Annotated in this window: 9 protein-coding genes; 7 read left to right on the top strand and 2 right to left on the bottom strand. The window is 73.6% G+C overall.

Annotation, left to right across the window (positions count from 1 at the left end; translation table 11 throughout):
* Positions 1-568 (bottom strand): helix-turn-helix domain-containing protein (locus GB864_RS15795; RefSeq protein WP_160426661.1); only part of this gene is annotated, 568 nt, incomplete at its 3' end.
* A gap of 404 nt (positions 569-972) precedes the next feature.
* Between GB864_RS15795 and GB864_RS15790 the strand changes: the two genes are divergently transcribed.
* The 3 genes from GB864_RS15790 to GB864_RS15780 all read left to right on the top strand — a co-directional run bounded on the left by GB864_RS15790 (position 973) and on the right by GB864_RS15780 (position 4518).
* Complete coding sequence (locus tag GB864_RS15790; protein WP_160426660.1) at positions 973-1605, top strand: hypothetical protein; 633 nt, start codon at positions 973-975, stop codon at positions 1603-1605.
* Positions 1606-1720: 115 nt separating this feature from the next.
* Entirely contained in the window at positions 1721-3091 is a 1371-nt protein-coding gene (locus tag GB864_RS15785; protein WP_160426659.1) for a DUF2510 domain-containing protein, read from the top strand.
* The gene (locus GB864_RS15780; RefSeq protein WP_160426658.1) at positions 3088-4518 is read left to right on the top strand and encodes a hypothetical protein; all 1431 of its coding nucleotides are present in this window, start codon (positions 3088-3090) and stop codon (positions 4516-4518) included. Before GB864_RS15785 ends, GB864_RS15780 begins: the two co-directional genes overlap by 4 nt.
* Positions 4519-4597: 79 nt before the next feature.
* Here GB864_RS15780 and GB864_RS15775 read toward each other — a convergent pair whose 3' ends face one another.
* Positions 4598-5560: an NADP-dependent oxidoreductase gene (locus tag GB864_RS15775; RefSeq protein WP_160426657.1), complete on the bottom strand. Its 963-nt coding sequence runs from the start codon at positions 5558-5560 to the stop codon at positions 4598-4600.
* Positions 5561-5751: 191 nt separating this feature from the next.
* Between GB864_RS15775 and GB864_RS15770 the strand changes: the two genes are divergently transcribed.
* Genes GB864_RS15770 through GB864_RS15755 form a run of 4 tightly spaced genes read left to right on the top strand, consistent with a single transcriptional unit; the run spans position 5752 to position 15353 of the window.
* Entirely contained in the window at positions 5752-6870 is a 1119-nt protein-coding gene (locus GB864_RS15770) for a serine/threonine-protein kinase (RefSeq protein ID WP_202107291.1), read from the top strand.
* On the top strand, positions 6867-12965 hold the full coding sequence (locus GB864_RS15765) for an Ig-like domain-containing protein (RefSeq protein ID WP_160426655.1): 6099 nt from the start codon (positions 6867-6869) through the stop codon (positions 12963-12965). Before GB864_RS15770 ends, GB864_RS15765 begins: the two co-directional genes overlap by 4 nt.
* 49 nt (positions 12966-13014) lie before the next feature.
* Positions 13015-13980, top strand: a complete 966-nt coding sequence (locus GB864_RS15760) for an AAA family ATPase (RefSeq protein WP_160426654.1) — start codon at positions 13015-13017, stop codon at positions 13978-13980.
* Positions 13977-15353 carry a DUF58 domain-containing protein gene (locus GB864_RS15755; RefSeq protein ID WP_160426653.1) on the top strand — a complete coding sequence of 459 codons (1377 nt, stop codon included), beginning with the start codon at positions 13977-13979 and terminating at the stop codon, positions 15351-15353. Before GB864_RS15760 ends, GB864_RS15755 begins: the two co-directional genes overlap by 4 nt.
* Positions 15354-15421: the final 68 nt, after the last annotated feature.

The following is a 15421-nucleotide window of genomic DNA, read 5'->3' as shown; positions in this document are numbered from 1 at the left end:
CCGCATCCACGGCGGCGTCGACGCGCGAGCCCGCCACGCTCGTGGCGACGAGCGCGGCGACGGTGCCGACGACGAGGGCGCCGGCGAGGAAGCCGCCGACCGCCCAGGCGGCATGCCGGCGAGCAGCAGGCTTCGAGGGTGCGACCGGCGCGGCCTCGGCGGCGGCCTCAGCCTCGATGCCCTCGTCGGCCGCAGCGGCTGGGACGGCGGCCTCGACGGGCTCCGTCCGGCGCGCGAGGAGTCCCGCGAGCTCGTCGCGCTGCGCGACCCACTGCGCGCTCTCGCCGCCGCACGCCCGGACGATGCCGTCGACGGTGCGCGCCGACGGCAACTGGCGGCCGGCGAACGCGTCGGAGAGCACCGTCCGGGAGATGCCGGTCAGGTTGTGGAGCTTGGCGAGCGTCGGGCTGCCCGCTTCGAGCCGGAGGCCGCGGAGTCCGGCGGCGAACTCGGCGACGCCCTCGGCGGGGGGCGTCCGACCGTCGGACGGCGCGGTGCCGGCCCGCTGCTCGGCGGCGTCGCCGGAATCGGGCTGGTCGAGGCGTTCGGGGGCGTTCGGCTCGGTCATCTCTGTCGTCCTCGTCGGGGCTCTGCTGGGGGAGTTCCAGAGGTACCAGTGCGGCGGCCCGCTGCACACGAGGAGCGTTGCCCCAGTCCGGGGGGATGGCGAGCCCGATCCGGATGTTCCGGGCCGGACCGAACCGGACGATTCCGGCCACCGCGGGGTCGCTGCAACCGCTTGACTTGGCGGACCGCGAGGGGGAGCGCTCGCGGCGGCCAGGTGCATCAGGGGGCGCCGGCCGCCGCCCGGTCGCCGGTTCCGACGCCGGCGGCCGGGCGCCCGATCCCCGCCCCGACATCGCGTGCGACCCGACACCCCGGAGGCCGACCGTGCTGCAGCCCGCGCCCACGAGAGCGTGGCGAGTGCGTGCGTGCGGGTCACGGCGCCGCCCGCCCACCGGCATCCTCGTCGTGAGCGTCGATCCCGTCTCGAGCGCCGCGATCGCCGACGCCCTGCGCTCCGCGGGTGCTCGATGCGAGGTCGTCGGCCCCAGCGGCCTGGCCGAAGCGCTCGCGCAGCGCTGGGAGCACGTCCTCGTCGAGGTCGACCGCAGCCCGGGCCCGGATCGGTTCCGGGCGGTCGCGGGGCTCGGCGCGCGGCTCGCGCGGGCCGGTCGCGCCGGTGCGATCGCGATCACGGCGGGGGCCGTCGGAGCCGCCGTGCGACTGCGGCTGGCGGAGGCCGGATTCGCCGGCGTCGTCGAGGCGGACCGGCTCGCCGCTCGGCCGGGGGTGCTCGACGCCGCGGAGATCGCCCTCGAGGATGCCGGGCACCTGCGGTCCCGGCTCGGCCTCGCGGCCGAGGGGGCGCTCGAGCCCTTCCTCCAGGTGTGCCGTTCCATGCCCGCGGCCGTCTGGAACGACCCGACCGGTGCGAGCGCCGCCGCGCCGGGTCGGGCGAGCGTGCTCTGCCGGCTCGCGGAGAACATCGCGGGCTTCCCGGGCACGCGGGCCGCGTTCCCCCACTTCGGCCCTCGCGCGGCGCCGCCATCGTGGGATCGGGTTCGGGCGTTCGTGCGGGCCGGGTTCGGGCTCGACGACTGACGGCTGGAGGACGCGTTCCGCGCCCGCTCGCGCCTGTCCACAGCCCGGCGGTCGGCCGCCCATCGCCCCGCTAGAGTGACCGCGCCCCTCACCGATCCGTCAGAAAGGCAGCCGCGTGCCCGAACCCGGCTGGTATCCCGATCCCGCCGCGCCCGGACTGGTGCGCTGGTGGGACGGCGGCGCCTGGACCGCGAACACCGCTCCGCTCGTGCCGAACGCACCGGCGACGCCTGCCGCGCCGCTCGCGCCGGGCCCGCAGGCTCCGAACGTGCCCCCGACGGCGCCGCCGACGCACGTCGCGCAGCCCGCGACGTCCGGGCCGGCGCCCGCGCTCTCCGTCTCCACGACCGCGGGCGTCCCTGCCGGCTGGTACCCGGATCCCGCCGGATCGGGCCTGCCGCGCTGGTGGGACGGCACGACCTGGGCGGCGCACGTGGGCCCCGGCGGCGCGCGCCCGCCGAAGGCGAAGGTCCCGCTGCGCGACCGGCTCACGCGCGGCGTGCTCGTCACGGCGGCGATCGTCCTCGTGGCCGTCCTCGGCACGATCGTGGGCGGATCGGTCAACTACGCCCAGCGCGTCGCTGCGAACGACGCACTGCGACCGCCCGCGGCCGACGAAGCCGTCGCCGAGTACCTGGATGCCCTCGTCGCCGGCCGCGCGGAGGACGCGGACGCGATGCGCTCGGCCGAGTACCGCGCGGATCTCGCGGCGCTCGGCACCGGCGCGACGACGATCGTCGGCGATGCGACGGCGGCCGCCGCGAACGACCTCGAGATCGACTACGAGGTGCTCGACGTCGCGTACTACCAGGAGCACCCCGACAACGGCGATCGGCGCGACGACGACCTGGACTTCGCTGACGAGGCGGTCGTCGCCGTGCGCGTCGACTACGCGCTCGAGGTCGACGGCACGCCGGTGACGGCCTCGAGCGTGCAGGGCTTCCGTCTGCAGCGCGCCTTCTACTACGGCTCGCTCGACGAGCCCGGGTTCGTCGAGGACGGCCGTGAGCCGCAGGCGCGCGGGCCGTGGGCGATCGTCGAACTGCAGTGGAACCTCGACGACGCTGGCCTCGACGGACCGTTCGTCGTGAGCGACTACACGGCGCCGCCGCTGAACGCCGAGTCGGCCGAGTGGGATCGCTGGTGCTCGTCGGCCGACGACGTGCTCGGCGGCATCGCCGACTACGCCCTCGCCGAGAACGAGCTGCTCGCGGAGTGCCTCGCGAACGATGCGGAGTTCCACGGCGTCGCCGAGGACGTCGACCTCGACGGTTTCACCTCGACCCTCGAGCCGCTCGGCCAGAGCGGCGACCTCCCCGAGCTCGTCGGGCTCGAATCGGTGGGCGAGGAGAGCGACCCGCCGATCCTCCAGGCCGTGCTTCCGAACGGCGAGACCGAGCTGGTGTTCACGATGCTGCTCGTCGATCCGACCACCACCGAGTACCCCGAGTACCGCATCACGACGATCACGACGAGGCAGCAGTGACGACTCCCGTGCTCCACCCGCAGCAGGGCGCGCCCGCCCCGGAACCCGAGCGGACCCCGACCGCGACGGCACCCGCCCGTGCCCGCTCCGGCGGTCTCATCGCGCTCATCGCCGGCTCGGGCGGCTTCGTGGTGCTCGTGATCGCGCTCGTGTTCCTCGTGGTCACGCCGCGCGCGCTCGTTGTCCCGCCGATCCCGGACGAGGCGGTCGCCGCCGCCGCCGAGGGGGCCGCGCCCGGCGAGGCGCTCTTCGGCGAGCTCAACGCCGCACTGGAGTCCCAGGATCGCGAGGCGTTCTTCGCCCGCGTCTCCGGCGACGCGGTCGCCCCGCTCACCCTCTGGTGGGACAACATGGAGCAGCTCGGCTGGACGAGCGCGGCCATGTCCGGCGACGAGTACGACGTGCCGTGGAGCGACGGCAGCGTCGAGGTGCCCGTCGTGCTCGGCGCCTCGCTCGCGTTCGCGGCCTTCGCCCCCCGTGGGAGCGGCGGCGACGACGCCGGCAAGCACTTCGTGCAGGGTTTCCGCTACGTGGCGAGCGTCGACGTCGTCGACGAGGTCGCGACGATCACGGGCTGGCGGACCGACGGCCCGAAGGCCGCGTGGGACTTCGAGCCGCTCTACGTGGCGCGCGGCGAGCACGTCCTCATCGCGGGCCGGCAGTCCGAGCAGGCGCTCGTCGACTCGCTCGTCGCAGAGGCGGACGAGGCCGCGGCCTGGGTGCTCGACGACGCCGAGGCGCAGGGCCGCGACCTCCCGCTCGACGGCTTCAACGTCTTCGCGACGGACGATCAGTCGATCTTCGACACGTGGTTCGTCGACGAGGCCACGGCCGGCTGGCAGATGGAGGCGGCGGCGTACGCGGTGCCCACCACTCGCCCGGAGTCCTGGACCGAGGGCATGGACACCACGATCGCGACGGGCGACTCGACGTCGACCTCGGTCGTGTTCCTCGGGCCGTCGGCGATGGAGCAGCTCGACGGCACGCTGCCGCACGAGTTCGAGCACGTCATGCACTACACGGCCGTTCCCTCGTCGTGGTCGGACCCGCCTCGCGTCACCGTCGAGGGCTGGGCGACGTACCAGGAGAACCGCCGACTCTACGACGGCGCGTACGCCCCCGCCGACTCCCAGGCGATCCTCGAGCTCAGCTGGTGCTACGACAACATGTCCTCGAGCGGCATCGCCGACCTCGCGCCGGAGCAGTTCTACGTCGAGGACGCGTTCTGCTACTACCAGTTCGGGGCGAGCATGTTCGCCTACCTCGACAGCCTCGGCGTCGACGCGTGGGACGTCGCGGATGCCGCGAAGTTCGACGGCGTCGACCCGCTCACCGCGGCGGCGGCGCAGGGCGCCGACGTCAGCGAGGCCGCCTGGCAGGCCTGGGTCGACCAGCAGACCGCCGGGGTCGTCGCGGTCCGCTACTGACCGGTCGCCGACCACGGGTCGCCCGCCCGGCACGATCGAGCAGGTCGGGCGGGGCGCCCGGCGGGAGCGCGAGCGCGGGTCAGTCGGGGTCGGGCGCGACGCGGAGCACGAGCTTGCCGCGGACGTGCCCGTCCTCGATGAGCCGGTGCGCCTCGGCGCCGTCCTCCAGCGGGAGCACACGGTCGACGTGCACGCGCACGGCGCCGTCGTCGATGAGCCGGCCGAGCACCGAGAGCACGCGGGCGTCGGGTGCGACCGAATAGCCCGTGGCGCGGATGCCCCGCTCGGCGGCCTCCTCGGCCATGGACGGCCAGCTGCCGGTGGGGACGTTGACGACGAGTCCGCGGGGACGGAGCACGCCGAGCGAGCGCGTGCCGGTGTCGTCGGCGGTGTTGCCGACGAGGTCGATGACGACGTCCTGCTCGCCGGCGACGTCCTCGAAGCGCTCGCTGCGGTAGTCGATCACGCGGTGCGCTCCGAGCGAGGCGACGAAGTCGCGGTTGCCGGCCGAGCAGGTCGCGGTGACCCGCGCCCCGAAATAGCGGGCGAGTTGCACGGCGAAGGCGCCGACGCCGCCGGCGGCCGCGTGCACGAGCATCCGCTGGCCGTCGTGCACCTTCGCGGTCTCGACGACGGCGCCCCAGGCCGTCATCGCGGCGATCGGGACGGCGGCGGCCTCGGCGAAGGTGAGCGTCGAGGGCATCGGGGCGACGCTCAGCGAGGACACCGCGATGAGTTCGGCGTACGAGCCGGAGGTACGGGGCACCCGGCCCATGCCGTAGACGCGGTCGCCCGGGCGGAGCGGGTGGTCCGCGTACGGGACCTCCTCGACGACGCCGGCGAAGTCGCCGCCGAGCACGACGGGCCAGTGCTCGATCGCCTGCGAGACGCGGTTGCCCTTCCGGGTCTTCGCGTCGATCGGGTTGACGCCCGCCGCGACGACGCGCACGAGCACCTCGTCGGAGATCCGGAGCGGATCGGGCACCTCCCGGACCTGGAGTTCCTCCGGCCCGCCGGTGCGGTCGATGACGAGTGCGCGCATGTCCGATCCCCTTCCCAGGCTCCACCGTAATGGCCGTCCGCCGCTCCTCCACAGGTGGTCGGTCGGGGCTTTCGGCATCGCCTAGGGTGGACGATGCTGCCCGAGCACGTCGCCCCGCGCGCCCATTCGGGCCCTGCGGCCCGTACCCGACGGGCCGTGCGTCCCAGGGGAGGAACGACGTGGGCAAGCGGATGACCGCTTCGCCGCCGATGATCGGCGGCTACAGCTACCTCAGGCCTCTCGGTTCCGGCGGGTTCGCCGACGTCTACCTCTACGAGCAGGACATGCCGCGACGCATCACCGCCGTCAAGGTGCTGCACGCCGACACGTTCGACGCGGAGGCGCTGCGCACGTTCAACGTCGAGGCCGACACGATGGCGCGCCTCTCCGCCCACCCGTCGATCGTCACGATCTACCACGCGTCGATCTCGGCCGACGGCCGCCCCTACCTCGTCATGGAGTTCTGCCCCGACACGATGGGTGCGCGCATGAAGCGCGGTCCGCTGCCGATCGCCGAGGTGCTCGACGCGGGCGTCCGCCTCGCGGGCGCGCTCGAGACCGCGCACCGCGCCGGCTTCCTCCACCGCGACATCAAGCCCTCGAACGTGCTCGTGACGACGCTCGGCCAGCCCGTGCTCGCCGACTTCGGCATCGCGGCCGCCCTCAACGCGGAGGAAGGTCCCGAGGTCTTCGCCATGAGCGTGCCGTGGTCGAGCCCCGAGGTGCTGAGCGAGCGCGTCAGCGGTTCCGTGCCGAGCGAGATCTGGAGCCTCGGTGCGACGCTCTACACGCTGCTCGCCGGGCGCAGCCCGTTCGAGTCGCCCAAACGCGAGGAGAACTCGCGGGACGCGCTGAAGGCCCGGGTCATCCGCGCCAAGTACACGCCGCTCCCGTTCGCGGGGGTGCCGCCGCGCGTCGACGAGATCCTCGCGACCGCCATGTCGAAGGACCCGGCGCGCCGGTACGCGTCGATGGCCGACTTCGGCGAGGCGCTGCGCTGGGCCCAGTACGAGCTCGGCATCGCGCCGACCGCGCTCGAGGTCGCGGCACCCGAGTGGGCCGCCGCCGCACCGATCGACTTCTCCGACGGCCGGTCCCGCGGCCCCGTCGTGACGACGGTCAATCCCGACTCGCGCCGGGCCGAGCGCACCCGCAAGCAGCTCGAGGGCGCCGCCGTCGACCGCGACGGGCTGTTCGTCGCCGCGCCGAAGCGCTCTGCGCTCGGTCCCGCGGTCATCGGCGCGCTCGTCGGCGCCGTGGTGGTCGCGGCCGGCACCGTGGCCGCCCTCTTCGCGACGGGCGTGCTGTGAACGCCGCGGGGTCGAAGCCGGCGGGCCGTCGGAAGCAGTGGGTCGGCGCGACCGCCGCGATCGTCTCCGTCGCCCTCGTCGTGACGGGTGCCGTCATCGCGCAGGGCTACGAGGCGCAGGACGTCCCCGAGGTCGAGACCGCCGTCTGGGTGAGCCGCGACGACGGCCGCTACGCGCGCGTCAACACGGAGCTCGGCGAGCTCGACACCGTGCGCAACGTGGACGACCCCTCGGCCGTGCTGCAGTCGGGCGACGACGCCGTCGTCCTCACCCAGGGACTGCGACGCTGGTGGCCCGTCGACGCCGCTGCGCCCGCCGACCTCGTCGACGACGAGGAGGACGAGGAAGCGGCCTCCGCGGAGGCGACCCCCGACGGCACCGTCGAAGTCGACTCCGCCGGCGCGTACGTCGTCTACCGCTCGGAGGCCGGCGGCGTGTCCGTGGCGATCCTCGGCGACGACGGGCTCGGCACCGCCCTCCCGATCGATCCCGCCGCGGGCGAGGTCGTCGAGACCGAAGGTCCCGACTCGGGCTCCGGCCCGGAGGACACGGAGGCGCCGGCCTACGCCGCGTCGGCCGTCGCGGTCTCCGAGACCGGCATGGTCGCCGCATACTCCGCCGCCGAAGGCGGTGTGCGCCGATTCGACGCGACGACCGGCACGTTCAGCGGCGGACTCGCCGCCGTCACCGACGCCCCCGGCGCGGACACCCGGGTCGAGCTCGGGCTCGTCGGCTCCCACTGGGTCCTCGTGGATGCCGACGGCGGCCGCGTATGGATCGACGGCGGAACGCCGATCGACGCCGGCTTCGGCGCCGACGCCCTCGTGCAGGCTTCCGCGGCGGCGGGCGACGAGCTCTTCGTCGCCGACTCGTCCGGTCTCGTCTCGGTCGACCTGCGCACCGGGGCCGCGGAACGACTCGTCGAGGCGAACGGCGTGCCGGCCGCCCCGCTCGTCGTGGACGGCACGGCCTACGCCGCCTGGATCGGGCAGACCGGCGGGACGCTCTGGACGTCCGCGCACCGCACGCAGACCGTGCCGCTCGCGGGCGACGAGGCCCTCGCCGAGGTCCAGGCGATCGTGCCCGTGCTCCGCGGCAACGGCGACCGGCTCGTCGTCAACGAGACGAGCTCGGGCCTCGTGTGGACGAGCGACGGCGACCTCGTCCCGCTCGAGCAGTGGTCGCAGAACGAGGAGGACGACGAGCGCTCCGGCACCGTCGAGGTCGACGACGTCGCCCAGCAGGAGCCGCCCGTCGCGCGCGACGACCGGTTCGGCGTGCGGGCCGGCGCGATCGCCGACCTCCCGGTGCTGCTCAACGACTCCGACCCGAACAAGAAGGACGTCCTCTCGATCGTCCCGACGCTCGGCGGCCTGAGCGACCCCGCATTCGGCACGGTCGGCCTCGTCGCCGAGAACCAGCGCGCCGTGGCGACCGTCGCGGCCGGTGCGACGTCCGCGTCGTTCCAGTACCAGGTGACCGACGGCTCGGCGACGTCCGCGCCCGCGACGGTGACCCTCGACGTCGTGCCCGCAGGGCAGAACTCTCCGCCCGTGTGGTGCCCTGTCGACGGCTGCACGCTCCCCGCGCCCTCCGCGCAGGTCGAGCCCGGCGGCACGGCCGTCGTCTCCGCGCTGCGCGGCTGGGTCGACCCCGAGGGCGACCCGCTCGTGCTCGCGGCGGCCGTGACGGTCGACCCGGAGGCGCCGCTCGACGTCGTCATCACCGACGACGGGCGACTGGCGATCCGGCACACCGACCCGAACGGCGCGGGCGGCATCATCGCCGTGCTGATCGCGGTCGAGGACTCCTTCGGCGCGCGCACCAAGCTCGAGATCCCCGTGACCGTGACCGGCTCGCCCGTGCTCGAAGCCGCGCCCGTCGCCGTGTCCGCGGCGCCGGGGGAGCAGCGCGAGGTCGACATCGCCGATCACGTCCAGGGCGGGTCCGGTTCCTACCGCCTGCTCGACGCCGCGCCGAGCGCGCCCATCGACGGGCTGAGCGTCGCCGCCGACTCGGCGGCCGGCAGCATCCGCTTGAGCGCCGAGCAGCCGGGCGAGTACGTCCTCGCCTACTCGGTGCAGGACACCGAGACCCTCGCCGAGAAGACCGCCGTCCTCCGGCTCACGGTCGCCGAGGGTTCCGCGATCGCCGCCCCTTCGCTCACCGTGTTCGTGCGGCCGAACCAGGATGCGACCGTCGATGTGCTGGACACCGTCGCCTACCGCGGCGGCCGCGTGCTCTACATCGAGTCGGCCGCGGCCGTCGAGGGCACCCTCACGGTCGACGTCGTCGACCTCGACCGCGTGCGCGTCGGCGGCACCACGCCCGACGGCGGCAGCGGCCGCATCGGCACCGCGCGCATCCGCATCGCCGACGGCGCGGGCGCCGTCACCGAGGCGCAGCTGACCGTCTTCCTCCTCGCCGCGCCCGACCCGCAGGCGCCCGTCGCCCGGGCCGACACGGCGACCGTGCGCGCCGGCGGCACGATCGACGTCGACGTGCTCGACAACGACGTCGCGCCGCGCGGCGAGCGGCTCGTCGTGCTGCCCGGCGTCGAAGGCTCCGGCGCGGACGGGGAGCTCGTCTTCTCCGACGGCGACGTCGTGCGCTACCTCGCGCCGAAGACCGCCGGCGTGTACGCCGTGACGTACTCCGCCGCGCTCGAGAGCGATGCCGACCGTCGGGCGAGCGGCATCCTCCTCATCACGGTGCTCGCCGACGGCGTCAACCGATCCCCGGTCCCGACGGCGCTCGCCGCGCGCGTCGGCGCGGGCGAGACGGTCTCGATACCAGTGCCCCTCGACGGTGTCGACCCGGACGGCGACACGGTCGCGCTCGTCGACGTGACGCAGGCCGAGGCCGGCGCGGCGTCGATCGCCGCGACCGGCGACGCGATCCGATTCCGCGCGCCCGACGACGGCGTCCCCGGCGGGCTCGCCACGTTCGAGTACAGCGTGCGCGACGGCGACGGCGAACGCGGCACCGCGACCGTCCGGGTCGCGGTCGTGCCCGAGTCGGGCCAGGTCCAGCCCGTCGCGTTCAGCGACTACGTCCGGATCGCGGCCGGTTCGCCGGCCCCCGTCGTGGTCGAACCGCTCCGCAACGACCGCGATCCGGCGGGCGGAGACCTCGAACTCGTCGCCATCAAGCCGAACGTGCCGGACGCCGAGGGCAACGCCGAGTTCGGGCGCCTGCGCGCGCTCATCGACCCGTCGACCGACCTCCGCGAGGGCAAGATCGTGCTCCTCTCCGGCGATCAGGCCGGGCCGGCATCCTTCATCGTCACGATCCGCTCGAAGCTCACCTCGAGCACGGCGGAAGGCCTGCTCGTGCTCGAGGTGACCCAGTCGGCGAGCGCCGAGCAGCCCGTCGTCTCCGACACGATCGTCACGGCGAGCGATCGCGCCGACCTCTCGGGCGGCGGCATCGATGTCGTCGCGGGCAAGGTCGCGTGGGCCGGCGGCGATGTCGCGGACCTCGACCTCGAGGTGTGGGGCGACGCGGCGAGCCGCTACGAGGCCGAGGGCACTCGCATCTCCGGGCCCGAGCCCGCGAAGGGCGCCGTCGTGCCGTTCCGCGTGAGCGGGCAGGATGCCTCGGGCAACGACGTCGAAGCCTTCGGCTTCCTCCGGATCCCGGCGTTCGAGGACTACCGGCTCGAACTCCGGAGCGGCTTCACGCCGATCCTCGTCGACGAGGAGAAGACGGTCGAGTTCTCGATCGACGACATCCTCGACCTGCCGGCCGACACGTCCGTCGAGATCCGCGACGACGATTCCTTCCGCGTGGGCCGCGCGAACGCCTCGTGCACGCCGGTCGACGACGACACGGCCGCGTACTCGACCGGGCGCGAGGCGCCGTGGTCGGACACGTGCCTGCTGCCCGTGCGGCTCGAGGGCCAGTCCGCCTGGTCGGGCGTCGCCGTCCCCATCGCGCTCCGCCCGAAGGACCCGCTCGCGATCCTCAGCCCGATCTCGCGCACGGTCGCCCCGGCAGCGACCGAGACGGTCGACCTGCTGGCGTCGATGACCACGTGGGAGGGCGGTCGCGTCGGCGACGATGCGCTGCTCGACTACCGGGCGACCTACGTCGGCGCCTCGTTCACCGTCGTCCAGACCGGGGCGACGGTGACGGCCGAGGCGCACGCCGACGCGAAGCCCGGCGCCAAGGAGTCGATCTCGATCGACGTGTCGAACTTCGGCGGCCTGCACTCGACGATCACCCTCGTCGTCGGCATCGCACCGCCGGACGCCCCGCGCGGCGCGACCTTCACCGCGACGTGCGACGTGTCGGACGGCGCGGACTGCACCGTCCCCGTCGTCGGCGTCGCGGGCGAGTACGACCCGTTCGCCGGCAAGACCGGCTCCGGGCTGAAGCTGCGCTCGCTCGCCTCCAGTCGCTGCGAGGTCGCAACGGTGACGGCCGCGAACGAGACGGCCGTGCGCGTCGTGTGGCCGGGCGGGCCGACCCCGCCGGGCGGCACCTGCACCCTCACCTTCGTCGTCGCGGACGCCCAGGGGCGGATCGGCCAGGGCACGCTCTCCCTCGACATCCAGGGCTACCCGCAGAAGCCGGAGTCGGTGACGACCTCGGACTACGGCGCCGATTGGGTCGCGCTCCGCGTCTGGCTCGGCAACGCGCGCCTCGCCCACCCCGGGCTCACCGGCGTGCGGATCCTGGAGGGCGGGCAGGATGTCGGCGCCGACTGCGTCCCGTCGGAGATGTACTTCACCTGCACGCTCCGCGGCCTGACGAACGGCACCCGGCACGACTACACGGCGCGGGCGGTCAACTCGGTCGGCGACTCGCTCGACACGACGCCCGTGACGACCAACGCCTACTCGTCGCCGCAGGTGCTCGGCGTGACGCCGACGCCCGTGTACACCTGGGAGACCTCGACCACCCGCGGAGTCGTCGACGTCGCGATCGCCTCGAACAGCGACGTCGCCGGATTCCGGCTCGAGTGGGACAACGGGCGCGGGAGCCGCGACGTCTCGCGGGACACGCGGAACCCCGCGACGAGCGTGCAGCTCTCGTACTCGCCCGGCAACTACCAGCTCAAGGTGACGCCGATCAGCCAGTTCTCGCCGCCGGACACGTGGGGCCAGCCCGCCTCGGGCGACTCCGCGTACGCGACGCTGACGTTCGCCGGCAGCCCGACCGGTCCGAACGAGGTCGGTCTCGTCTCGGCATCGACGGACGCGATCTCGATCTCGGCGTCGTTCAACGGGAACGCCTCGCCCCGAGCCCTCTCGGTGTACTACCTGCTCTGGGTGAGCGGCACCGCCGAGCCCGCGTGCACCGCAGACGGCGCCGGCGGTCTGATCGTTCCGGACGGGAGCAGCACGACCGGCCAGTTCACCGGCCTGACCGAGGACCAGGACTACTACGGCAAGGCGTGCGCGACGAACGGCTTCGGCGTCGCGACCACCCGGCCGCGCGAGTTCGAGACGAAGAACGGCACGGGAAGCTCCGGCACCGCGTCGTACACGATCGGCACGACGCCGGCGCAGAGCGGCACGACGTACAGCTACGGCGTCACGGCGGCCCCGAACCTGAGCTCGAGCTGGAACCGCAACATGTGGTACAAGCTCTACTCGAACCTCGACTGGACGCAGACGTTCACGACGTCGAACAACCAGCTCGATCCCGAGCGGATCCCGGATGACCGTCAGCATCGGCAGTGCCGGAAGTTCAACTCCGGCGACTGCGACTCCTACGGCGTGATCAACTGGGTCAACGCGCCCACGACCGCCTGGGTGACCTTCGCCTCCACGAGCGGCTGCGTGCCCTACGAGACGCGCACCTTCGACCGCTGGGCGCTCGCCTCCGAGTTCGTGACCGGCGTGTCCGGCGCGGCCCGCGACTCGTACACGCTCGACTTCGTGGCCGACGACACCCTCGTGGACGCCACGACCGGCGAGCGGCCCGCGACCCTGAAGCTGACGTGGACGAACGACTTCAAGAACCTGGACTCGATCACCCGCACCATGACGCTGTGCGCCGAACCGGTCGAACCGACCGAGCCGCCGGAGCCGCCGGAGACGACGGAGACGCCGACGCCGTCCCCCGACCCCGGCACCGGCGGCTGACCCGGCCGCGCGCCGCATCCCGACCCGCATCCCGAACGAAAGCGACCCCATGACCATCGCCCCCGAACAGGCCCGCTGGTTCGCCGACACCTTCGCGCTGCTCGCCGACCACATCGAGCAGTCGATCCTCGGCAAGCGGCACATCGTCGAGCTCGTGCTCGCGACCGCCGTCAGCGACGGCCACGTGCTCCTCGAGGACTTCCCCGGCACGGGCAAGACCGCGCTCGCCCGAGCGATCGCGCAGACGATCGACGGTTCCTCCAGCCGTATCCAGTTCACCCCCGACCTGCTGCCGGGCGATGTCACGGGCATCACGGTCTACGACCAGAAGAAGGGCGAGTTCGAGTTCCACTCGGGGCCGATCTTCGCGAACGTCGTGCTCGCCGACGAGATCAACCGCGCCAGCCCGAAGACGCAGTCGGCCCTGCTCGAGGTCATGGAGGAGGGCAACGTCACGATCGACGGCGTCACCCGCCCCGTCGGCGACCCGTTCCTCGTCATCGCGACGCAGAATCCCATCGAGCAGGCGGGCACGTACCGCCTGCCCGAGGCGCAGCTCGACCGCTTCATGATCAAGACCTCGATCGGCTACCCCGACGAGGCCGCGACGCTGCGCATCCTGCAGGGCGTCGTCAAGGCGAAGCCCGCGCTGCCCGCGCTCGTGACGGTCGACACGCTCGTCACGATGAGCGACCTCGCACGCGGCGTGTACGTGAACCCGCTGATCTTCGACTACATCATGCGCGTCGTCGACGCGACCCGGCGCGCGACGGAGGTCCGCCTCGGCGTCAGCGTCCGCGGTGCGCTCGCGCTCTCGCGCCTGTCGATGGCGTGGGCGGCCTCGCGCGGCCGCAGCTTCGTCACGCCCGACGACATCCGCGACCTCGCCGTACCGGCCCTCGCGCACCGACTCGTGCTCGAGCCCGAGGCCGAGTTCGACGGCGTGACCGCCGTGCAGATCGTCAGCCAGATCCTCCTCGACGTGCCGGCCCCGCGGGAGAACGGCGCCGCGTGAGCATCCACACCGAATCGAGGCTGACCCGCACCGCGGGGTCGACGGGGACGTCGACCCGCAGTCGTGTCGGCACCGTGACCCGCACCTCGCGCTCGAGCGGCGACACCGTCGGCGCGACGGTGTATCGCGCCCGCGTCGCGGGCCGCGCGCTGCGCACCGCGTGGTCGGCCTCGATCGGGTGGGTTCGCGAGACGGTCACGACGGCCGGGCTCGTGCTCCTCGCGGTCGCCGTCGTGGGCATCGCGGGCGGCATCTCGTTCGGCTGGGTCGAGGCGTGGGTCTTCGCGGGCATCGCGATCCTGCTCGTGCTCGTGTGCCTGCCGTTCCTCGCGGGCACCCACGACTACGGCATCGATCTCGCGCTCGGCGCCGATCGCGTCGTCGCCGGTTCGCAGGTCGACGGGCGCCTCGTGCTCGTCAACCGGGGCAAGCGCGCATCGCTGCCCGGCGTCGTCGACATCCCCGTCGGCGAGGGCCTCGTCGAGGTGCACGTCCCCCTGCTGCGCGCCGGGGCGCATCACGAGGAGCAGCTCGCGATCAACGCGGCCCGCCGCGGGGTCATCGACATCGGCCCGATGACGATCGGCCGGGGCGATCCGCTCGGCATCCTGCGCCGCGAGCTGTCGTGGCCCGAGGTGCGCCGCGTCTACGTGCATCCGGTGACGACGGCCATCCCCTCGACGAGCGCGGGACTCATCCGCGACCTCGAGGGCTCCGCGACGACGACGCTGTCGAACTCGGACCTGAACTTCCATGCGGTGCGCGAGTACGTGCCCGGCGACTCCCGCAAGCACGTGCACTGGAAGGCGACGGCGAAGACCGGGCGCCTGATGGTGCGCCAGTACGAGGAGTCGCGGCACGCCCGCATCGCGGTGCTCGTCGACCTCGAGCCCGTCGAGTTCGGCTCGGACGACGAGTTCGAGCTCGCCGTCAGCGCGGCCGCCTCCCTCGGCGTGCAGGGCGTGCGAGAGGGCCGTGACGTCCTCGTCGCCTCGAGCGGGGAGCTGCCGGAGCTCGCCCGAGGCGCCGTGCAGACGATCCGCACGTTCCCGACGCACACGCCGGGCACCCTCCTCGACGGCCTCAGCGAGATCGTGCCGGGCCGACGCGTCATGCGCCTCGAGTCGGTCGCGCAGCTCACCGCGGCGACGTTCACCGACCTCTCGATCGCCTTCATGGTGACGGGCTCGAACGTGCCGCTGCAGCGTCTGCGACAGGCCGCCGTCGCGTTCCCCGCGAACCTCACGGCCGTCGTCGTCCGGGCCGAACCCGGTGCGGAGCCCTCGGTCCGCACCGCGCGCGAGCTCACCGTGATCACGATCGGCACGCTCGGCGACCTCGCCCACCTCCTCGCCCGCGGAGCGATCAAGTGAGCGCCGAGCCGCGGCCGGGGCACGCCGCCGCCCGCACCGCCGCCGCCCGCACCGCGGCCGAAGCGCCA

It is taken from the genome of Agromyces seonyuensis (assembly GCF_009789225.1).
GTDB lineage: Bacteria > Actinomycetota > Actinomycetes > Actinomycetales > Microbacteriaceae > Agromyces > Agromyces seonyuensis.
Note: the sequence above shows the minus strand (reverse complement) of the source record. Positions and strands in the feature narration are given on the sequence as shown.

Excerpts from the sequence above, each read along its gene's own strand:
- GB864_RS15775 (WP_160426657.1), bottom strand. The coding sequence starts at position 5,560 with ATGCGCGCACTCGTCATCGACCGCACCGGCGGGCCGGAGGAACTCCAG.
- GB864_RS15770 (WP_202107291.1), top strand. The coding sequence starts at position 5,752 with ATGACCGCTTCGCCGCCGATGATCGGCGGCTACAGCTACCTCAGGCCT.
- GB864_RS15760 (WP_160426654.1), top strand. The coding sequence starts at position 13,015 with ATGACCATCGCCCCCGAACAGGCCCGCTGGTTCGCCGACACCTTCGCG.